At 57.9% G+C, this 21,069-nt stretch carries 20 protein-coding genes and 2 tRNA genes; 13 read left to right on the plus strand and 9 right to left on the minus strand.

The window, feature by feature from the left end; genetic code table 11:
* Genes ACAM27_RS15885 through ACAM27_RS15895 form a run of 3 tightly spaced genes read right to left on the minus strand, consistent with a single transcriptional unit; the run spans position 1 to position 2,193 of the window.
* Positions 1–492: an ATP-dependent zinc protease gene (locus tag ACAM27_RS15885; RefSeq protein WP_011785817.1), complete on the minus strand. Its 492-nt coding sequence runs from the start codon at positions 490–492 to the stop codon at positions 1–3.
* Positions 473–1,360, minus strand: a complete 888-nt coding sequence (locus tag ACAM27_RS15890) for a mechanosensitive ion channel family protein (protein ID WP_011785818.1) — start codon at positions 1,358–1,360, stop codon at positions 473–475. Before ACAM27_RS15890 ends, ACAM27_RS15885 begins: the two co-directional genes overlap by 20 nt.
* A 20-nt stretch (positions 1,361–1,380) precedes the next feature.
* On the minus strand, positions 1,381–2,193 hold the full coding sequence (locus ACAM27_RS15895) for a hypothetical protein (RefSeq protein ID WP_369612289.1): 813 nt from the start codon (positions 2,191–2,193) through the stop codon (positions 1,381–1,383).
* A 151-nt stretch (positions 2,194–2,344) separates the two neighbouring features.
* Here ACAM27_RS15895 and phrB point away from each other — a divergent pair, with 151 nt between their 5' ends.
* Positions 2,345–3,736, plus strand: a complete 1,392-nt coding sequence (phrB, locus tag ACAM27_RS15900; RefSeq protein ID WP_369612290.1) for a deoxyribodipyrimidine photo-lyase — start codon at positions 2,345–2,347, stop codon at positions 3,734–3,736.
* Between the two features lie 147 nt (positions 3,737–3,883).
* Here the strand turns inward: phrB and ACAM27_RS15905 are convergent, their stop codons facing one another.
* The 4 genes from ACAM27_RS15905 to hemA are packed head-to-tail and all read right to left on the minus strand — an operon-like array spanning position 3,884 to position 7,863.
* Positions 3,884–4,630 carry a molybdopterin-synthase adenylyltransferase MoeB gene (locus ACAM27_RS15905; protein WP_141067728.1) on the minus strand — a complete coding sequence of 249 codons (747 nt, stop codon included), beginning with the start codon at positions 4,628–4,630 and terminating at the stop codon, positions 3,884–3,886.
* A gap of 11 nt (positions 4,631–4,641) precedes the next feature.
* A complete protein-coding gene (gene prmC, locus ACAM27_RS15910) occupies positions 4,642–5,499 on the minus strand; it encodes a peptide chain release factor N(5)-glutamine methyltransferase (protein ID WP_369612291.1) in 858 nt (285 codons plus the stop codon).
* Complete coding sequence (gene prfA / locus ACAM27_RS15915; protein WP_011785823.1) at positions 5,486–6,577, minus strand: peptide chain release factor 1; 1,092 nt, start codon at positions 6,575–6,577, stop codon at positions 5,486–5,488. The genes prmC and prfA overlap by 14 nt, the downstream gene beginning before the upstream one ends.
* Positions 6,574–7,863: a glutamyl-tRNA reductase gene (gene hemA, locus ACAM27_RS15920; RefSeq protein ID WP_014420702.1), complete on the minus strand. Its 1,290-nt coding sequence runs from the start codon at positions 7,861–7,863 to the stop codon at positions 6,574–6,576. Before hemA ends, prfA begins: the two co-directional genes overlap by 4 nt.
* 234 nt (positions 7,864–8,097) lie before the next feature.
* Between hemA and ACAM27_RS15925 the strand changes: the two genes are divergently transcribed.
* The 9 genes from ACAM27_RS15925 to ACAM27_RS15965 all read left to right on the plus strand — a co-directional run bounded on the left by ACAM27_RS15925 (position 8,098) and on the right by ACAM27_RS15965 (position 15,204).
* Positions 8,098–9,855, plus strand: a complete 1,758-nt coding sequence (locus ACAM27_RS15925) for a tetratricopeptide repeat protein (RefSeq protein WP_369612292.1) — start codon at positions 8,098–8,100, stop codon at positions 9,853–9,855.
* Positions 9,852–10,478: a lipoprotein insertase outer membrane protein LolB gene (lolB, locus tag ACAM27_RS15930; RefSeq protein ID WP_369612293.1), complete on the plus strand. Its 627-nt coding sequence runs from the start codon at positions 9,852–9,854 to the stop codon at positions 10,476–10,478. The genes ACAM27_RS15925 and lolB overlap by 4 nt, the downstream gene beginning before the upstream one ends.
* Before the next feature lie 3 nt (positions 10,479–10,481).
* The gene (gene ispE, locus ACAM27_RS15935) at positions 10,482–11,345 is read left to right on the plus strand and encodes a 4-(cytidine 5'-diphospho)-2-C-methyl-D-erythritol kinase (RefSeq protein WP_369612294.1); all 864 of its coding nucleotides are present in this window, start codon (positions 10,482–10,484) and stop codon (positions 11,343–11,345) included.
* Between the two features lie 22 nt (positions 11,346–11,367).
* A tRNA-Gln gene (locus tag ACAM27_RS15940) sits at positions 11,368–11,442 on the plus strand.
* Positions 11,443–11,494: 52 nt separating this feature from the next.
* Positions 11,495–12,445: a ribose-phosphate diphosphokinase gene (locus ACAM27_RS15945; RefSeq protein ID WP_011785828.1), complete on the plus strand. Its 951-nt coding sequence runs from the start codon at positions 11,495–11,497 to the stop codon at positions 12,443–12,445.
* A 165-nt stretch (positions 12,446–12,610) separates the two neighbouring features.
* A complete protein-coding gene (locus tag ACAM27_RS15950; RefSeq protein ID WP_011785829.1) occupies positions 12,611–13,249 on the plus strand; it encodes a 50S ribosomal protein L25/general stress protein Ctc in 639 nt (212 codons plus the stop codon).
* 21 nt (positions 13,250–13,270) lie between these two features.
* Positions 13,271–13,861 (plus strand): aminoacyl-tRNA hydrolase, encoded by a 591-nt coding sequence (gene pth / locus ACAM27_RS15955; protein WP_369612295.1) that lies wholly within the window; start codon positions 13,271–13,273, stop codon positions 13,859–13,861.
* An 83-nt stretch (positions 13,862–13,944) separates the two neighbouring features.
* Positions 13,945–15,036, plus strand: a complete 1,092-nt coding sequence (ychF, locus tag ACAM27_RS15960; protein ID WP_011785831.1) for a redox-regulated ATPase YchF — start codon at positions 13,945–13,947, stop codon at positions 15,034–15,036.
* 91 nt (positions 15,037–15,127) lie between these two features.
* A tRNA-Met gene (locus tag ACAM27_RS15965) sits at positions 15,128–15,204 on the plus strand.
* Between the two features lie 379 nt (positions 15,205–15,583).
* Here the strand turns inward: ACAM27_RS15965 and ACAM27_RS15970 are convergent.
* Both ACAM27_RS15970 and ACAM27_RS15975 read right to left on the minus strand, forming a co-directional pair.
* Entirely contained in the window at positions 15,584–16,456 is an 873-nt protein-coding gene (locus ACAM27_RS15970; protein ID WP_235853666.1) for an ABC transporter substrate-binding protein, read from the minus strand.
* 25 nt (positions 16,457–16,481) lie between these two features.
* Positions 16,482–17,183: a transporter substrate-binding domain-containing protein gene (locus tag ACAM27_RS15975; protein ID WP_011785833.1), complete on the minus strand. Its 702-nt coding sequence runs from the start codon at positions 17,181–17,183 to the stop codon at positions 16,482–16,484.
* 117 nt (positions 17,184–17,300) lie between these two features.
* Between ACAM27_RS15975 and ACAM27_RS15980 the strand changes: the two genes are divergently transcribed.
* The 3 genes from ACAM27_RS15980 to lipA all read left to right on the plus strand — a co-directional run bounded on the left by ACAM27_RS15980 (position 17,301) and on the right by lipA (position 21,069).
* The gene (locus ACAM27_RS15980; protein ID WP_181800068.1) at positions 17,301–18,497 is read left to right on the plus strand and encodes a serine hydrolase; all 1,197 of its coding nucleotides are present in this window, start codon (positions 17,301–17,303) and stop codon (positions 18,495–18,497) included.
* A gap of 117 nt (positions 18,498–18,614) precedes the next feature.
* Complete coding sequence (locus tag ACAM27_RS15985) at positions 18,615–19,892, plus strand: O-acetylhomoserine aminocarboxypropyltransferase/cysteine synthase family protein (protein ID WP_113879841.1); 1,278 nt, start codon at positions 18,615–18,617, stop codon at positions 19,890–19,892.
* A gap of 130 nt (positions 19,893–20,022) precedes the next feature.
* On the plus strand, positions 20,023–21,069 hold the full coding sequence (gene lipA / locus ACAM27_RS15990) for a lipoyl synthase (protein ID WP_011785836.1): 1,047 nt from the start codon (positions 20,023–20,025) through the stop codon (positions 21,067–21,069).

A 21,069-nucleotide genomic window follows, 5' to 3' on the forward strand; every position in this document is an offset into this window, starting at 1 on the left:
TCAAGTCCTTGGTGCCGGCTCGCCGGCAAGATAAGAAGCTTCGGGGTAAATCGTTGAGCGTCCCGCCATGGCGGTGCGCCCAAGTAACATCCGGAACCGCATGGAGTCCCGGTTGGTCAGTGTCATTTCAATGGGCCAGCTCTGGTCGCCCAGGACCAGCGTGGTTTCAATCACCAGGCGTTGTTCCTTGTGGCCACCGGAATCCGATACCGTGCGCTCATCCAGCACCCGGGCATCGCATTCCACCACATGGTGCAGGTCGTTCTGAACCGGGTGCACCCAGAACTTCACACGACGTTCGCCGTTTTCGGTATAGGGCTCGGTTCGGAACGTGTGCAGACAGGATGTCCTGGCGCCAGTATCCACCTTGGCCTTGATACGCTGGATATCAAGATCAGGCAGCGCCACCCATTCCCGCCACCCCAGACTAACCTTGTTCTCCGCGGCTTTCGGGGGAGTGGTTTTAATGGCTTCAGGTTTTATTGTCGACATCCGGTAATTCCTTTTCTTGCTGTTGTTCCGACCCGACCAGCTGTATGCGGAAAGGTTCGGAATGACTGCCGGCGTAGACACTGGTGTGGGGAAACGGTATTTCAATACCGGCCCCGTCCAGTGCCTTCTTGATGGCGACCATCATGCCGCCTTTACCTTCCAGGAAATCCTCCCGTGCCACCCAGAAGGAAAACTGGAGATCCACAGACGAAGGCCCGAAACCGGTCACCAGCACAAATGGCCGGGGCTCTTCCAGGCAATGCGGATTGGTCTCCGCCAGCCCGAGCAACAGATCCCGCACCCGCTCCACATCTTCAGCGTAGGCGATACCGATCACCAAATCGATCCGCCGGATCGGAAACCGGGACCGGTTCACCACCCGGGTTTTGATCAGGGTTTCATTGGGGATACGCACATACAGGTTGTCCGGTGTTCTCAGCTTTACACTGAGCAGATCAATCGCCACCACCTCACCAATGGTGGCATCCGCTTCGATGACATCGCCTATCTCAAACGGACGCTCCATCACCAGAAACAGGCCACTGATGATGTTGGAAGCCGATGTCTGCGAAGCAAAGCCAATGGCTACCGTGAGAATACCGGCCGCCCCCAGCACCACTTCCAGTGAAAACCCGGCTTCCCGCAGCGCTGCGATAGCAAACAGCACGAAAATCACATAGAACACCAGGCGCCGGATGAGCACCTGGTGGTGCCGTGAAGTGCGGCTTTCGACCAGCCGCCCGACGCTCCGGGCCAGCATGGTACCCAGGAAGATACCCAGCACCAGCAAAAATCCCGCCGCCAGCCACTGCCCCCAGGCAATGCCACTGATCAATTGAATAAGCGTAGCCTCAATAGCCTCAATCAACAGAGTTGCTCCTGATTCTGTCAGCCAAACATCCGGTCAAACGCCCGCACCAGGCGGCGCCCTTTGGCCAGCTTTTCCCGGGGCGGCGCCACCAGTTGGCATTGACCGGCACAGGCGGGTACCGACTGTTCAATATTCAGGCTGGCAGAGTTCATATCGGTTTCACACTCCACCGTGACACCCGGCGTCCACAGCTGTCCAAGCTCGTTACGATAAAGGGCCAGCAATGGCGTGGGCAGGCTGAACCTCTCCAGCAGCAGTGACTGCTCACGGCGATTGATAATGGTCACCGGAGTAACGGCCCGCCAGGGACGTTTCGGCACCGCCTCAAGTGCCAGACGACCAAACGTGGAGGAAGCGTAGCAAAGCTCTCCCTCCATGGTGTTACGGCCAAGCCAGGTCATGGAGGGCACGGCCAGCGGGATCTCGGTCAGCTCTGTTTGCCCATCGCCTACACACACTTTCATCCACAAGGAGGTTCCCACGTAAAGCAAACAGCGCCCACCGGCAGGAATGGTCAAAGGCTGGAACGGCCGTATAACCGTGGGACGACAGCCCATAGCGGGGTTGAAACGGACGATACCTTGATCATCCATACGCACAAAACGCTGCACCGGGATAGCAGCGGATGGCACGGTATGGCCCAGGGTTTCCTGCCAATGGAGGGGATCGGAATGAATATCCAGCTTCTCCTCACGCACCTGCCACTCAAGGTCCAGCAGGGTAATCCAGACCCGGGTATGCCCTAGCTGATGTTGCTGTGTCTGGCCGGATGCCAGTTGATAGGGGTGCGCCCAGACACCTTCGCGCTGGCTTTCGGTTTGCTCGGTCATGCCTGCGAAACGGCTCCTTGTTGTCAGCGTGATTCGGTGGCGGCTGGTTTTAACTATAATCCAATCCGGTAGTTGCAGCGAATATACAAGCCTATGATTTTTTGGGTTGTATTTACCCTTATATGCACCCGTCAACGACCTGGATGACCCGATGACACAACTGGTTTGGTTCCGTAACGACCTTCGGCTTGCCGACAACCCTGCCCTGACGGCCGCGTGCCAGTCAGGAGAACCGGTGCGCGCGTGTTTTGTAGTCACCCCTCAGCAATGGAAGGAACACGACTGGTCTGCCGCCCGGGTACGCTTTGTTCTTGAACACGCCAACGCTCTGGCCCGGGAACTGGCTGAGCTTGGCGTTCCACTGACATTCCTGAACGCCGAGCGTTTTTCGGATGGCAGCGATGCACTGCTGCAGTTGTGCAAGGACAGTGACATTGCCGACGTCCATTTCAACGAGGAGTACGGCATTAACGAACGCCGCAGGGATAAAGCACTGCGCGATCGCCTGGTGGATTTCGGCATCCGGGTGAGCAAGTACCGTGATCAGACAGTCGCCCCGGTTGGCCAGATTCTGACCCAGCAGAACGAACCTTATTCGGTGTTTACGCCCTTCTCCCGTCGTTGGCGCAGTTGGATAGAGGAAACACGGCCCACTCTGCACCCCAGGCCCGCCGCGATCGGCAACGCGGTCAAACCCGAACAGACCGACACCCTGCCGGCTCCGTTCAGAGAGGCACCGGAGCCCCTGGTCCCGACGGGAGAGGATGCCGCCCACGAGCAGCTGGAGGCATTTCTGGCGGAGCGCTCCAAGGACTACAAAGATAATCGGGACTTCCCGGCCCTGGATGGCACCAGCCAGCTCTCCCCCTACCTGGCCAATGGCGTGCTCTCCGGGCGCCAGTGCCTGATTGCGGCAAAGCAATCAGGCCTTTCCGGGGAAGGCGTGGAAACCTGGATCAATGAAATCGCTTGGCGGGATTTCTACATCCATATCCTTTATCACTACCCGCGGGTGAGTATGGGGCGTGCGTTCAAGGAGGAAACCGAGGCTCTGGCCTGGAATACGCCGGGCGAGCATTTCGAAGCCTGGAAGGAAGGCCGCACGGGTATCCCTATTGTGGATGCAGCCATGCGCCAGCTGAAAGCCACCGGCTGGATGCACAATCGCCTGCGGATGATCACTGCCATGTTCCTCACCAAGAACCTGTTTATCGACTGGCGGCTTGGTGAAGCCTGGTTTATGCAGAATCTGGTGGATGGCTTTCTGGCGTCTAACAACGGTGGCTGGCAGTGGAGTGCCTCAACGGGTACCGATGCTGCGCCCTACTTTCGGGTGTTCAATCCGGTGACCCAGAGTGAGCGGTTTGATCCTAGGGGGGAGTTTATTCGGAACTGGGTGCCGGAGCTGGCAAAGCTGGACAACAAGCGGATTCATGATCCTTCCAAGGGCGGTGTTATCCCGAAAGGCTACCCCAGACCCATTGTCGATCTGAAAGAGTCCCGTAAAGAGGCCATTGCCAGGTTTCAGGCGCTAAAGGACTGATCATTTGGCGTGTTAACCGCCGTGTCGGGTTGGGAATGCCCTTCCAAAAACCGCTCCTTACGGCACATCCCTGTGGCGCTTCTGCTCCGCCATCCATGGCTCCGCAAATTTTTGGAAGGGCATTCCCAACCCGACACTACTTTGGCGTTAGCCTGCGCATACGGAGCAGTCTGGATCTTTTGCGAGTTTTATTTCTCGCCACTCCATTTGCCAGGCGTCGAGTAGGAGCAAGCGACCGACAAGCGGCCTGCCTACCTCTGAGATTACTTTTATTGCTTCCATGGCCTGAGCCGAGCCGATCATGCCGACTAACGGAGCGATGACGCCGGCTTCTGAGCAGGTCAGGTCTTCGTTGCCCTGTTCAGGATACAGACAGTGGTAACAAGGGCTTTCCGACTGGCGAGGATCGTAAACGGAAAGCTGGCCTTCACCTCTTATTGCAGCACCCGAAACCAGGGGCACTTTCGAAGAAACCGAAGCCCGGTTCAATGCAAACCGGGTGTTGAAGTTGTCCGTGCAGTCCAGCACCAGTGTGGATTCGCTCACCAGCTGGCGCAGATCATCGCCATCCACCCGGCGATTGACTGCGTTAACGGTAATTTCCGGATTGATGGCCCTCACCCGCTCTGCCAGACGCTCGGCTTTTGAATTGCCCAGCCAGCTTTGCTCAAAGGCTATCTGGCGCTGCAGATTTGCCAGCTCGATCTGGTCATCGTCAACCAGAGTCAGGTGGCCAACACCTGCGGCGCCCAGGTAGAGGGCCACAGGGCAACCCAGGCCGCCAGCGCCGATAACCAGTACATGGGCGGCTTTGAGTTTTTCCTGGCCGGCGATGTCGAACCGGGGCATCAGGATTTGCCGGCTGTAGCGGAGGAGTTCTTCGTCGCTGAGCATAGTTGTTCTCGCTATTGGTCGCTGGCCGGTTTTCGGGCCAGGGTCATGCGATCATTGCCGCCGTAATCTTTGCGGGTTTCTATGTTGCGCCATCCGGCTTTGGCAAACAAATCCCGTACGGCGCTGCCCTGGTCGTAGCCATGCTCCAGCAGCATCCAGCCATTGGGATTGAGCCATTTCAGTCCTTCGGTCACCAGCAGGCGAATATCGTCCAGGCCGTCGTCTCCGGCCACAAGGGCAGATTCAGGCTCGAAGCGCACATCGCCTTCGCTTAAATGTCGGTCGCTGGCCGGTATATACGGTGGGTTGGAAATCAGAAGGTCGAAAGTACCGGCGGGAATCTGGTCAAACCAGTGGCTCTTTACCACGGTAATGGGCAGGCTCAGGCGCTGGCTGTTTTCCCGGGCCAGGGCGACCGCGTCTTCAACACGGTCACTGGCCATAATCTGCCAGCCAGGCTGTTCACTGGCCAGAGCCAGCGCGATAGCACCGGTCCCGGTGCCGAGGTCCAGCACGCTTGCGCTGGCAGGTAATTCCAGCGACAGCGCGGCCTCTACCACGCACTCCGTATCTGGCCTGGGGATCAGGGTGGACGGACTGACTTTCAGAGGGAGAGACCAGAACTCCTGCTCCCCCAGCAGATAGGCAACGGGTTGGCCGCTGGCACGCTCGCCCACCAACGCGAAGAACCGCTCTGCCTGCTCCACCGGCACGTCCCGCTCCGGCCACGCCCGGAAACTGGTGCGGGTCAGGCCGGTGATATGGCTCAACAGGAGTTCGGCATCCAGCCTGGGAGATTCACCACCAATCCGGCCTGCCGCTTCTCTCAGCAGGGCCTCACAGCTGAGCGAACATTCACTGTTGCTCATTGGCCATATCTGCCAGCAGTTCCGCCTGGTGTTCCTGCTGCAAGGGAACCACCACGGCGTCCAGATCTCCGGCAATCACTTCGTCGAGCTTGTACAGAGTCAGGTTGATACGATGATCCGTTACCCGGCCCTGAGGGAAGTTGTAGGTGCGGATACGTTCGGAACGATCACCGCTGCCCACCAGGCTCTTGCGGGTTTCCGCCATACTCTTCTGCTGCTTTTCCAGCTCGGCATTCTGAAGGCGGGAGGCCAGCAGGCTCAGGGCCTTGGCGCGGTTCTTGTGCTGGGAACGTTCTTCCTGGCACTCCACCACAATGCCCGTGGGCAAATGGGTGATGCGGATGGCCGAGTCAGTTTTGTTCACGTGCTGACCACCGGCACCGGAGGAGCGGAAGGTGTCCACTCGCAGGTCGGCCTTGTTGATCTCAACGGCTTCGGCTTCGTCGGCCTCCGGCATCACGGCAACCGTGCAGGCCGAGGTGTGGATGCGGCCCTGGGATTCGGTTTCCGGCACTCTCTGCACCCGGTGCGCACCGGATTCAAATTTCAGGGTGCCATAAACGCCATCGCCAGAGAGGCGGGCAATGATTTCCTTGAAACCGCCGTGCTCCCCTTCATTTTCGCTGAGCACCTCGACCTGCCACCGGCGTTTCTCGGCATAGCGGGAATACATGCGAAACAGGTCGCCGGCAAAGATAGCGGCTTCGTCGCCCCCAGTGCCGGCACGGATTTCCAGAAACACATTCTTGGTGTCATTGGGGTCTTTGGGCAGCATTAAACGCTGCAATTCTTCGTCCAGCTCTTCACTGCGAGCCCGGGCACTGGCCAGCTCCTCTTCGGCCATTTCCCGCATGTCTGCATCGCCGTCTTTGGCCAGCTCCGTGGCCGCATCGATGTCCTCCAGAGACTGTCGCCAAGCCTGAAAACACTTGACCACCGGTTCAATCTCGGCGAATTCGCGGGACAGGTCCCGGAATTTATCCTGATTGGCAATCACCGATGCATCACTCAGCAACGCGTTCACCTCCTCGAACCGTTCAACAAGCTGTTCGAGGCGGGACTGGATGGATGGTTTCATAGTTTTTCCGTGGTGGTGGGCTCGTCAGCTTCCAGTGCGTCCAGCTGGTAAAGCTCCCTCAGGCATTCGGTCACTTCGGTACGGCCTTCGGCCATCGCCTTGCGTACCTGAACCGAGGGTTGGTGCAGAAGTTTGTTGGTCAGGCCCCGCGCCAGTGAGCGCAGAGCCGTCTCAGGATCAGTGCCGTTGCGCAGGGCGCGCAGGGCTTTCTCGGTTTCCGCATCACGCAGCAATTCTGCACGCTGACGGAACACCTTGAGGGTGGAAACCGCATCCAGGGCACGCAGCTGATCCAGAAAATCCTGAACGCCACTGCTGATCAGGTTTTCCGCCTCCCGGGCCGCGCCTTCCCGGGAACGAATATTCTCTTCAATCACCTGGCGCAGGTCGTCTACGGTATAGAGGTAGACGTCGGCCAGTGACGCCACTTCCGGTTCAATATCCCGGGGCACGGCGATATCGACCATGAAATAGGGCCGGTGCTTGCGTTTCTTCAACGCCCTTTCCACCGCGCCTTTGCCCAGAATGGGCAAGGGGCTGGCGGTGGAGGAAATCACGATATCCACGTCGGAAAGATGATCCGGAATTTCCGACAGCAGAATGCCTTTACCACCGTGGGCTTCTGCCAGCGCCTGGGCCTTCTCCAGTGTACGGTTGGCCACCAGGAAACTGCGCACACCGGCTTCTGCCAGGTGCCTGGCGACCAGTTCAATGGTTTTCCCGGCACCAATCAGCAGCGCCTTGTTGCGGGACATGTCCGCAAAAATGTGGTGCGCCATGCTGACCGAGGCATAGGCAACCGACACCGGGTTTTCACCAATGGCCGTCTGGGTGCGTACCCGCTTGGCTACTGAAAAGGTCTGCTCGAACAACCGGGACAGGAAGGAACCGGTGGCGCTGTGTTCCCGCGCCAGGGCATAGGCATCCTTGAGCTGGCCCAGAATCTGCGGTTCGCCCAACACCATGGAATCCAGGCCAGCGGCCACCCGCATCATATGGCGCACCGCATCGGAATCCCGATGCACATAGAGCACGTTTTCAAGGTCGGCCACATCCAGCTCGTGGAACCCGGCCAGCCAGCGCAACACCGAGGGGGCACAGTCGTCATCGCCGGCCAGATAGAGTTCCGTCCGGTTGCAGGTGGACAGGATAGCCGCCTCGCTGGCACCGGAGGCAGCACGGAGTTCTGAAAAGGCCTCGGCCATTCGCTCCGGCGTGAACGCCACACGCTCGCGGATCTCCACGGGTGCGGTGCGATGGTTGATTCCCAGCGTTACTAGTGCCATTTGGAGTACAGAAAACCCTGCCCTGATTATGGATAATCACTCGCCATTCTACCGGGGCAACTGCTCAGTCGCCACCCGAAAACCCGTCGCCTTCGGCAAGTGCGGACAGGTTGGGCAAGTTCAGACGCTTATGCCATTATAGGGCCTTGGCCGTGGCCGCAACCCGATCTGCCTCAATTACCGGGCAGAAAACGGTTTTCACAGACCTATCGCCGATAGCACACAGGAAGTTGCATGCAAAAATCCGCACCGTATCTGGTTACCTGCCTGTTGGGACTCACTCTCGTCACACTTCCGGGCTGCGCCGTATTTTCTGGTACCCCAGAACCCGCCGATGAGGTAACCGGGACCGATACCCCCGCAGCTACCCCGCCTGCCACGCCCATCAACTATGCCGAATTCGAACCGGAAGTGCTTTACCAGCTTCTGTCGGCTGAAGTGGCAGGCCAGCGTGGCCGTTACGATGTCACCCTGGTCAATTACCTCCAGGCTGCGAAAACCTCACGGGACACCGGCGTGATTGAGCGGGCCATGCGGATCGCCCAGTCTCTGAATGCAGACAATGCCCAGCAACAGCTGGCTACACTCTGGCTGGACGTGGACCCCGACAATCTGGAAGCACATCGGATATCGGCCATTCAGGCGGTCAAGCGCCAGAAACTGGAAAACGCCCTGTTCCATATGGAGCAGATCATGGACCAGGGAGAAGATGCGGATTTTGACAGCCTCGCTGCCATGGCCGCGGGACTGCCGCCCGCGCAGCAACAGGAGCTGTTGACGCTTTACAGTCAACTGGCAGTCAAGCACCCGGATAACCCCGAACTGCAGTACAGCATTGCCCTGCTGCAGAAAATAACTGGCACCCCGACCGTCGCCCTCCGGCAGATTAACCAGTTGCTTGAGCAGGCGCCGAACTTCCAGCCCGCCATCATCCTCAAGGGTGATCTGCTCTACCAGACCGGGCAGAAACGTGAGGCCCTGAATTACCTGACGACCAATACCCGGCGCTTCCCGGACAACCGCCAGATGGGCACCCTCTATGGCCGCATGCTGATTAACGAGGGCGAACTGCAGGCCGCCCAGGACGAATTTGAACGGCTGGTAAAACGCTATCCGGACACCCCTGGGCTGAGACTCTCACACGCCCTGGTCGCCCTGGAAAACCAGCAACCCGCACTGGCCCGGGAGGAACTGACCCGCCTGATCGAGCAGGGCCACCATGAAGACGAAGCCAGCTACTACCTGGGACACATTGAGGAAGATGCCGGCAATACCGACCAGGCGATCGAGTACTACCAGAGCGTGCAACGGGGAAACTATTTCTTCCCGTCGCTGGCCCGTGCCAGCGAACTGCAGGCCCAGGCCGGCGAACTGGACCAGGCCATTGCCCACATCCAGAACCTGCGCGAGCGAGCCCCTGATCACGCCGAGAAGTTCTGGCTGCTGGAGGTGAATCTGCTGATCGACCAGGAGCGGAATGAGCAAGCCCTTGCCGCAGCCGATGCCGCACTGGAACGCTACCCCAACAACGTTGAACTTCGCTATGCGCGGGCCATGCTGCAGGACACTATGGGAGAACCGGCTGGTGCCGAACAGGATTTGAAAACCATCCTGGAACTGCAACCGGAAAATGCCGTTGCCCTGAACGCCCTGGGCTACATTCTGACGGTGCGCACTGATCGCCTGGATGAAGCCCGCGGTTATATTGAGAAAGCCCTCGCGCTGGATCCGGAGAACCCGGCCATTCTGGACAGTATGGGATGGATACTGTTTCGCCAGGGCGAAACGAATCAGGCCCTCGACTTTCTGGCCCGCGCCTGGGAAGCCTACCCGGACCCGGAAGTAGCGGCACACTATGGCGAAGTCCTGTGGGTAACCGGTAATGAAGAACAGGCACGCATCATCTGGGAAGAAGGACTGGACCAGAACCCGGACCATGAAATTCTTCGGGAAACCATCGACCGGCTGACCAGTGATGGGGCCAACCAATGATCCGAAGACTACTTGGCGTGGCACTGCTAACCGGTGCCATAACCGGCTGTACCACCATCCAGCTGGAACCCTTGCCCGAGGGCATGACCAACCAGCCGCCCGCCGACTGGGCCGAGCGCAGCAACCACCTGAGCCGCTTTGACCAATGGCAACTGAGAGGAAAGCTGGCGGTAAAACAACCCTCAGACAGCGGCACTGCCATTATCAACGGCTGGAGCCAGCAGGGTGAACGCTACGACCTCTCGCTGTCATCCTCATTCCTGGGCATGGGCACAACACGACTCACGGGCGTTCCAGGCTTCATAGAATTAACTCTGGCCAATGGTGAGACCTACCAGTCCTCAGACCCGGAAACCCTGGTGGCCGCCGCTACAGGGTGGAACCTGCCCATCGACAACCTCGCCTGGTGGGTTCGAGGACTGCCGGCGCCGGAGGGTGATTTCCGCCTGCTGTTCGACGAACAGCACCAACTGGCCATCCTTCGGCAGGATGGCTGGGAAATTCGCTATGACCGCTGGCAGCCATTCATTGACAGCCTGCCCGCGCTTCCTGCCCGGATCACAGCCCTGAACGGCGACAAACGGGTACGCGTGGTCATCAGCGAATGGCAACAAGAGGACTGAGTATTGTTAACCCGGATTACCCTGCCCTCGCCCGCCAAACTCAACCTGTTCCTGCATATCGTTGGCCGGCGCCCGGACGGATACCACGAGCTCCAGACCCTGTTCCAGTTTCTGGACTATGGCGACGAACTCACGTTCACACTGACTCCGGAGCAGCCCGGCATACGACTGGCAGAACCCGTATCAGGCGTTCCGGACAATGACAACCTGGTGATCAGGGCAGCCAAAGCCCTGTCCGCAACCACCGAGAACACGCTCCCCGGCGTTACCATTCACATCCACAAGCGCTTGCCCATGGGCGGCGGCCTGGGTGGCGGCAGCTCCAACGCCGCAACCACCCTGCTTGCAATGAACCGCCTCTGGGAACTGAATCTGGGCGAAGACCAGCTTGCAGAAATCGGCCTGCGCCTGGGCGCCGATGTGCCGGTATTTGTGCGTGGCCATGCAGCCTTTGGCGAGGGTGTCGGCGAAAAGCTGACCCCCACAAACCCGCCGGAAGACTGGTTTGTGGTGCTCAAACCCGAGTGCAACATCAGCACCGGAAAGATTTTTTCAGCCGAAGGGTTGACAAGGGACACACCAAAAATCAAAATACGCCCCGCTTTTGAGGGAGACGCCTCGAGGTACCGAAACGACTGTGAGGATGTAGTTCGAAAACTGTATCCTGAGGTTAACCAGAGCCTGGAGTGGCTTTCACAATTCGGACCTGCAAGATTAACCGGAACCGGGGCTTGCATTTTTGGACGTTTCCCGACAGAATCCGCAGTCCGGATTATCTGGGAAAGCAAACCCTCCGGCATCACGGGGTTCGTAGCTAAAGGGGTGAACCATTCACCTCTGCACAAAAAGCTGACAGAGCTGAAATGATGCCAAAAAAGCACGATGATATTGGGGTGTCGCCAAGTGGTAAGGCAACGGGTTTTGATCCCGTCATGCGCAGGTTCGAATCCTGCCACCCCAGCCACCTTTCTCCCGCTTCTTCTGAATCAAACGCCGATACTGAGAAGGATGCTGTCGTGTCCAAATTGATGATTTTCGCTGGCAATGCCAACCCCGAACTTGCGCGTGATATTGCCAGAAAACTCCATATTCCCATGGGCCAGGCCACTGTAGGCCGCTTCAGCGATGGCGAGACCACCGTTGAAATCAATGAGAATGTTCGTGGTCACGACGTTTTCATTATCCAGCCCACCTGCTACCCCACCAACGACAACCTGATGGAACTGATCGTGATGGCTGACGCCCTGCGTCGTGCATCCGCCACACGAATCACCGCCGTTATTCCTTACTACGGCTACGCCCGTCAGGATCGTCGCGTTCGCTCTACCCGGGTAGCCATCAGCGCCAAAGTGGTCGCCGACATGATCTCCAGCATTGGCGTGGATCGTGTGCTGACCGTAGACCTGCACGCCGACCAGATTCAGGGCTTCTTCGATATCCCGGTGGACAACATCTACGCCACCCCGGTACTGCTTGAAGACATTGAAAAACAGCGGTTCGAGAACTTTGTCGTCGTATCTCCGGACGTAGGCGGCGTTGTCCGCGCCCGCGCTGTTGCCAAGCGCCTGGATGATGCCGACCTGGCCATTATCGACAAGCGTCGCCCAAAGGCCAACGTTTCCCAGGTAATGCACATCATCGGTGACGTCCGCGACAAGACCTGCATCCTGGTGGATGACATCGTCGACACCGCCGGCACACTGTGCAAAGCCGCCAACGCGCTCAAAGAGCACGGCGCCTCCCGCGTGGTTGCCTACATTACTCACCCGGTACTTTCCGGCCCGGCCATCGAGAACATCAACAACTCGGAGCTGGACGAACTGGTGGTGTGCGACACCATCCCGCTGGGTGACAAAGCCAAAAATTGTGATAGAATCCGCCCCCTCAGCATGGCTGGGCTGCTCGCCGAATCCATTCGCCGCGTGAGCAACGAAGAGTCCATCAGTGCCATGTTCGAGAACGTCTGAACAGCCTTATCGCTGTAACCCTCAGACTTAAAGGCAGTTTCCGGGTCGGGAGTCCAACAGGGCTCCCGACTCTTTTAGTCGATCGGAAAACTCCGGTCTTTTTGAAATGCTCATCTGTTCAGAGCCTGGTCGCGGGCCGCTCAGATGACCAACGAGGTAATTACCATGTCTCAGGATTTTGTTATTGAAGCATTTCCTCGTGACGATCAGGGGAAAGGTGCGAGCCGCCGCCTGCGTCGCGAAGAGCGTAAGATTCCGGCCATCATCTACGGTGGCGGCAAAGACGCAACTCCGGTCGCCATCTGGCACAATGAACTGAAAAAGGCCATCGAAAATGAAGCCTTCTTCTCTCACATCCTGACCGTCGACATTCAGGGCAAAAAAGAGAGCGTGATCCTGAAGGATCTGCAGCGTCATCCGTACAAGCCCATCCTGACTCACGCCGACTTCCTGCGCGTTGACAAGGACCACGAGATTCACGTTAACGTACCGCTGCACTTCATCAACGAAGACACAGCTCCGGCCGTGAAACTCCAGGGTGGCATTGTTTCCCACACCATGACCGAAGTTGAAGTGATCTGTCTGCCGCAGAACCTGCCCGAGTTCATCGAAGTCGACCTGAACGAAGTCGAGATGGATCAGGTAGTTCACCTGAGCGACCTGAAACTGCCGAAAGGCGTTAAAGTTGCCGCTCTGCAGCAGGGCGAAGACCACGACCTGCCAGTTGCCTCTATCCACAAGCCGAAAGGCGCCAAGGCGGACGACGCTGAAGGCGAGGAAGGCGAAGAAGGCGGCGAGGAGTAATAACTCCGGGGGCAACGGCAAATGGCACAGGATATTGTCATGGTGGTTGGACTGGGAAATCCCGGTTCTGACTACGAGAATACCCGCCACAACGCCGGCGCCCTGTTCGTCGAAGCGCTGGCCCGCGAAGCGGGTCAGACGCTCCGTCCCGAAAAGAAGTATCACGGGCTATACGCCCGCATTCAGTGGCAGGGCCTGGACCTGCACTTACTGAACCCCAGCACCTTTATGAACCGCAGCGGCACTGCCATCAAGGCCCTGGCGGACTTCTTCAAGATCCCCCCTGAACAGATTCTGGTTGCCCACGACGAGCTTGACCTGCCTCCCGGCACGGCCAAACTCAAGAAAGGCGGCGGCCACGGCGGCCACAACGGGCTGCGCGACACCATCGCCCATCTGGGCACCAACGATTTCCAGCGCCTGCGCCTTGGCATAGGCCACCCCGGCGACAGCCGCAAAGTCACCGGTTTTGTACTGGGCCGACTGGGCAAACAGGAAACCGAACAATTGACCGCCGTGTTTGACGAAGTCATGCGGGTATTACCGGATGCCGCCAGCGGCAAACTGGCTGCCGCCATGAACCGTTTGCACAGCTTCAAACCAACGCCCTGAGCAAGGCACATCCCCTTACTCGCACCCTTACCGATACACCGGTATAATCCGCCCAAATTTTTCAGTTCCAGCAGAGGCATTCCATGGGATTTAACTGCGGCATCGTCGGCCTTCCCAACGTCGGCAAATCCACCCTGTTCAACGCACTGACCAAAGCCGGCATCGGCGCGGAAAACTTCCCGTTCTGCACCATCGAGCCGAACGCCGGCGTGGTGGCCATGCCAGACCCGCGCCTCACCAAACTGGCGGAGATCGTCAAGCCGGAACGGGTGGTGCCCACCACCATGGAGTTCGTCGACATCGCCGGCCTGGTCGCCGGCGCCTCCAAGGGCGAAGGCCTGGGCAACCAGTTCCTGGCCAACATCCGCCAGACCGATGCCATTGCTCACGTGGTGCGCTGCTTTGAAGACGGAAACGTCATCCACGTGGCCAACAAGGTAGATCCTGCTTCCGACATCGAAGTGATCAACACCGAGCTGGCCCTGGCCGATCTCGACACCGTAGAGAAAGCCATCAAACGCGTCCAGCGCGTCGCCAAGAGTGGCGACAAAGAAGCCAAGGCCCAATTGGAAATGTTTGAAAAACTGTTGCCGGTACTGAACGAAGGCAAGCCAGTGCGCAGCATGGGCCTGGACAAAGACCAGATGGCACTGATTCGCGAGCTTTGCCTGCTTACCGTCAAACCCACCATGTACATCGCCAACGTGAACGAAGACGGCTTCGAGAACAATCCCCACCTAGACAAGGTGCGTGAGATTGCCGCTTCTGAAAACGCAGTCGTGGTACCCATCTGCAACAAGCTGGAAGCCGAGATCTCTGAACTGGAAGACGAAGAGAAATCCATGTTCCTGGACGAAATGGGCATGGAAGAACCTGGGCTGGACCGTGTGATCCGCGCCGGTTACGGCCTGCTTGGCTTGCAAACGTACTTTACCGCCGGCGTGAAGGAAGTGCGTGCCTGGACCGTCAGAATCGGCGCCACAGCCCCTCAGGCGGCCGGCGTTATCCACACCGACTTCGAACGCGGCTTCATCCGGGCTGAGGTGGTGAGCTACGACGATTTCGTACAGTACAACGGCGAAGCCGGCGCCAAAGATGCCGGCAAATGGCGCCTGGAGGGCAAGGATTACATCGTCAAAGACGGCGATGTTATTCACTTCCGGTTCAACGTGTAATTTTCGGTATTTTTTGGCCGTAAAGCCTTGACAGAATGAGCCCAAATACCGAAAATACGCGCCTCGTTTGGGGCGTGTCCCGAAGCGAAATGGCAAGGTAGCTCAGTTGGTTAGAGCACAGCACTCATAATGCTGGGGTCGGCGGTTCGACTCCGCCCCTTGCTACCAGAATTCAAAGGGTTACAGCTCACGCTGTAGCCCTTTTTTTGTGGCTATCCCCTTTTTGACCCCCGGTTGCCCACAACAACTTTGCCGGCGCTATTGCACCCCGAAACACACTGTCAATCACGGTTAGTGAATGCCGGATGGAGAAGCTATTGAGGATGCTTCCGCTCTGAACATAAAGACCAGTTCAGAATCAGATAGCCGCCATCAGAGACGGTTAGTCGGGGACTGTCAGTATCAACGGTCAAAAGAACCTGGTGAGCGTCCCCTTTTAAGAGCAACGAGAAAGAAACAAATCCCTTTGGACGACACGCCTGCTTCCAATGCAGAAGTACCAGGCTCCGCAATAGAGCATTCTCAACGACACCGCGATGCGAACTGACTAGAACCCCAAATAACGGTGCAGCAGCAGCTCCTGATACTGATCAATGTGTTTGCTGTTGATTTCAACTATCCGGCCTTTCGCACTGAGGCGATCAAAGCATTCGTCAAACTGAGTGGCAAGCTCCTCACTTCGGAAAACCACTTTGTAAGGAGTAGGATTGAAAACCGGATAGAATACAAAATCGTCCAGCTCTTTTGGCCAACTCTCCCCAAAACGACGGTCTGAACGGATCCGCCTGTCCAGAGTAGCCACCACAAGACCGTCGGCAAGAATGACATCAACGCGGCCCATTAACTGCATCCGGGCGTGGATCGTCTGGTCAGTCACCTCCAGCAACAGCTCAAACTCATCCACGAGATCAGAAAGCCTGAGTATGTCGATGCCATTCTGAAACGTAACCGCTCTTAACCCTGCCAAATCATCAATTGTCGTTATGGGACCAACCACCGACGCGTTATAGAAGGCGCCGTTGTGGTACCAGATATAAGCAGACGTGGAGAACCCCGGTATGTCCAAAGATAGCGGGACCGTCATAACGGCATCGGCGGCAGTCAGGTCGCGAAAAGTGCGGATGTGGCGACCGAAGGGCTGGTAGACAAATTCGGCTTCCCAGCCGCAGGCCTCAAGCGCAGCATTCACCAATTCTACATCTCGGCCACTTTCTCCTGGCTCCGACATCCCGGGTATGTCGGGCGCCATGACGATGAGGGGAGCCAGTGGGAACGTGTCTGACTTCACTGCACCAGGAATCAACAGCAGAACATAGAAGAGAAAACGGTACAGAGAGTCTGATATCAAGGGATAGGCCACCGGTAAACAGTTTATGCCGCTACCGAATACAGTACTTCTTTTTGAACGATTGCTCCACAAAAAAGGATAGAATCCGGGTCAGCCATTACTCGCGGTCATCATAGGATTCGCAATCACGAACAGCTTTGCGGAATTCCGGTGTCAATCGCCCCGCACCGAAGCGATGAGACACATACAACGAAAGATCTACCCACGCCGCGGTTCGCACGTAGAACGGCTTTTCATACCCCGCCATCAAATGGTCGATAAGAACCGCCGGTAAAACCACGATATCAGCGCGGCCAAGCTTCACCATATCAACGGCCTGCTTCCATTCAGCCACCATGACCGCACTGGCGTTGTCTCCCTGAAGAAACTGGTTGCCTATGAACCGACGCACAAAGGCATAACGCAGGCCGGACACCTGGCGCAAAGGCGGATATTGCTCCAAAAACAGATACACGTATTCGGTCTGGAACAGCCTGCCACCAAAATCGGCATATTGGTCGCGGTCTGCCGTCTGCACAAGAGGCAACCCAATCGCCAATTCTCCCTTCTCCAACTGAAAGAGAATTCTCGCCAGCGGCATCTCGATAAACTGGAAGTTTCCTTCCACGCGATCAAAGACGCAGCGGTAAATGTCGGCAAAGCGGCCAACCAGCGAGCCGTTCTCAACGCCAATTTCCCGCGGGATCCCCTCAAAAACACCAACGGGATAGACGGTCTTATCAGTTACGGCACCCGATAATGAAGGTATAGTGAGAAAGTAGATTAAAACCGGCGCAAGCCAGTGCGGTATCCTGCCCATGTGAGCTGCTCCCTGCCCGTGCAAATCGAACGGTGGTTTCAGGGTAGTACAGAAATGCCCTGTCTGCCGGCAACACGCTGATCGAACTAACCTCTTCAATACCTGTGCACAGTGACTATGCCAAAACGGAATACCGGAAAATTCGAGCCAATCGCTTCTTTCTTTGACACTCATTACCTTCAGCCGGGGAAGCTTCCTGGAATGGTTACCTTGGTAGCCCGGCATGGCGAGATTCTGTGGTGTCACGCCCAGGGCCTGCGGGATGTGGAGAGAAACTTACCGATGAACCGGGACACCCTGTTCCGCGTGTACTCCATGACCAAACCCGTCACCAGTATTGCCATGATGCAGTTGTACGAGCAGGGCAAGTTCCTGCTTAACGACCCGGTCCACAAATACATTCCAGGCTGGCGCAATCTACGCGTCTACAAGGGAGGCCGTTATCCGGATTTCGAGACCGAACCCGCGGCCTCAGTCATGACCATCCGGGATCTGATGACCCACACCTCCGGGCTGACCTATGGCTTCACCGAGCGAACCGAGGTGGATGCCGCCTACCGCAAGCTGAAACTGGATGGCAGCACCATTCTGACTCTGGACAAGCTGGTCGACCGGCTGGCCGAGTTACCGCTGGAGTTCTCTCCCGGTACCGCGTGGAACTATTCTGTGTCTACCGATGTCCTGGGCTACCTGGTTGAGCTGCTCTCCGGCCAGTCTCTGGACAGCTACTTTCAGGAGCACATCTTTGGCCCCCTGGGCATGACCGATACCGGATTTCATGTGCGACCGGACCAGAGGGAACGCTTTGCCGCCTGCTATCTGTACCAATCCGGTAATACCATGAAACTCCAGGATGATCCGGAGCGGTCGCGCTATCTGAAGGAACCAAAATTCCTGTCGGGTGGCGGCGGGCTGGTCTCCACCATAGATGATTATTTCCGCTTCGCCCAGGCCCTGTGCCAGGGTGGCGAATATCAGGGCCAGCGCATCATCGGCCGCAAAACCCTGGAGTTTATGCGCCTGAACCACCTGCCGGACGGCCAGGATCTCCCTGCCCTGTCTATTGGCGGCTTCACTGAAACACCTTATGCCGGCAGCGGCTTCGGATTAGGGTTCTCGGTCAAAACCGATATCGCCAAATCCGCCACGATTGGTTCGCCGGGGGAATTCGGCTGGGGCGGCCTGGCCAGCACCAGCTTCTTTATCGACCCGGTGGAAGATCTGGTGGTGATTTTCATGACCCAGCTGATGCCGTCTTCGTCCTATCCCATCCGACAAGAGCTCAGAGCTCTGGTATACGGCGCCCTGGACTGACTCCGCCCTCTGCCTTATATCGGTATAACCGCCGGAACTGTGCCGAAGCCCGAATGCCTGTGGCATACTCGGCTCCTTAAACCAATAACGAACAATCCACCAGCAAGGAATGTTGTGATGAAACCAGCTACTCTCGCGTTGCACGCCGGCTTCAAGAGCGACCCGACCACCAAGGCCGCCACCACGCCCATTTACCAGACCACGTCTTACACCTTCGACGACACCCAGCATGGTGCCGACCTGTTTGACCTGAAGGTACAGGGCAACATCTATACCCGCATCATGAACCCCACCAACGCGGTTCTGGAAGAGCGTATGGCAGCGCTGGAAGGTGGTATTGGCGCACTGGCAGTAGCGTCCGGCATGGCGGCCATTACCTATGCCCTGCAAACCATCTGCAAGGTGGGCAACAACATTGTCAGCACCAGCCAGCTGTACGGCGGCACCTACAACCTGTTTGCCCACTCGCTGCCCAACCAGGGCATCGAATGCAAGATGGTGCCCCACGATGATTTCGCGGCGGTAGAGAACGCCATCGACGACCAGACCCGGGCGCTGTTCTGTGAATCTATCGGCAACCCGGCCGGTAATGTGGTGGATATCCAGAAGTGGGCCGAGATTGCCCACAAGCACGGCATTCCGCTGATTGTCGATAACACTGTCGCCACGCCGTTTCTGTGCCGCCCGTTCGAGCATGGCGCGGATATCGTGATTCACTCGCTGACCAAGTACATCGGCGGCCACGGCACCACAGTGGCGGGTGTTGTGGTGGACTCCGGCAAGTTCGACTGGAAGGCCAGCGCCGACAAGTTCCCGATGATGAACCAGCCCGACCCCTCCTACCATGGCGTGGTTTACACCGAAGCCCTGGGCGAAGCCGCTTTTATCGGCCGCTGTCGGGTGGTACCGCTTCGCAACACCGGCTCCGCCCTGTCGCCGTTCAATTCGTTCCTGATCATGCAGGGGCTGGAAACCCTGGCCCTGCGCATGGAACGCCACTGCGACAACGCCCAGAAGGTTGCCCAGTTCCTGCAGGATCATCCCGCCGTGGAATGGGTCAACTACGCCGGCCTGGCGAACAGCCCCTATAAGGCGACCTGCGACAAGATCTGTGGCGGCAAGGCCTCCGGTATTCTCAGCTTCGGTATTAAAGGCGGCCGCGAAGCCGGCGCCAAATTCATCGATGCCCTGGATCTGATCCTGCGACTGGTGAACATTGGCGACGCCAAGTCCCTGGCTTGCCATCCGGCCACCACTACCCACCGCCAGCTCAATGCTGACGAGCTGAAAAGTGCGGGGGTCAGCGAAGACCTTGTACGGCTGTCGATCGGCATTGAAGATGCCGACGATATCATCGCCGATATCACTCAGGCCCTGGAAAAATCCCAGGCTTGATTTCCCTCAACCGGGTACGACCAAAGTCGTGCCCGGTAACCCCGTGATTGCCCCTACCTGCCTTGTAACTGCCCTGCCTGCCGATTACTCTTAAAGGTTCACCACACCCTTATCCGAGAGTTCCTGGCCAATGAGCGAAAGCGCAAAGCCCCGCATTACCAGTGGTTCCAAATTCCGTAACGAACACGGCTTCTCCGCCATCAAGGACGGCGTCAAGCGTTCATCATCAAACACGGAAGGCAAATCTCTGGAGCGCAAGCCGAAATGGCTGAGGGCGCGCATGCCGGGCGGCGAGCGCTACGATGCCGTGCGCCGGAACGTAACCGAGCACCGGCTGAGCACCGTCTGCCAGGAATCACATTGCCCCAACATTGGCGAATGCTGGACCAACGGCACTGCCACCATCATGGTGATGGGCTCTGTGTGCACCCGGGCCTGCAAATTCTGCGCAGTCGACACCGGCAACCCGAAAGGCTGGCTTGACCCGGAAGAGCCTGAAAACACCGCCAAGTCTGTGGAACTGATGGGCCTGCGCTACATCGTGCTGACGTCGGTAGATCGTGACGACTTGCCCGACGGCGGCGCCGCGCACTACGCGGCCTGTGTCTCGGCCATCAAACAGCGTACCCCGGAGGTGGCGGTAGAAGCCCTGACCCCGGACTTTGATGCAGTAATGAGCGACGTGGAAAAAGTGGTGGATTCCGGACTGGACGTTTTCGCCCAGAACGTGGAAACCGTCAAGCGCCTGACCAGTCGTGTGCGAGACCCCCGTGCCGGTTACGAAAAAACCCTGAGCGTACTGGCCCACGCCAAGAAACATCGGCCAGATGTGCTCACCAAAACCAGCCTGATGCTGGGTCTGGGTGAAACCGAAGAGGAAATCCTTGAAACCATGGATGATCTGCGCGCCATTGGTGTGGATATTCTCACCCTGGGTCAGTACCTGCGCCCGACGCCGAACCACCTGCCGGTGGAGCGCTACGTCACCCCGGAAGAATTCAACCGTTACCGCGACATTGGTCTGGAAAAAGGTTTCATGGAAGTGCCGTCCGGCCCCATGGTTCGCTCCAGCTACCGGGCCGACCGGGTATTCGACAAGAACAATCTGGGCCTGAGCGTGCCGGAGGTTCCCGTGCCCGACAAGGCGATGCAGATTCCGGTCAAGGCCGTTGACTGA

The sequence above is a fragment of the Marinobacter sp. RI1 genome (assembly GCF_041155085.1).
In the GTDB taxonomy this organism is placed as follows: Bacteria; Pseudomonadota; Gammaproteobacteria; order Pseudomonadales; family Oleiphilaceae; genus Marinobacter; species Marinobacter nauticus.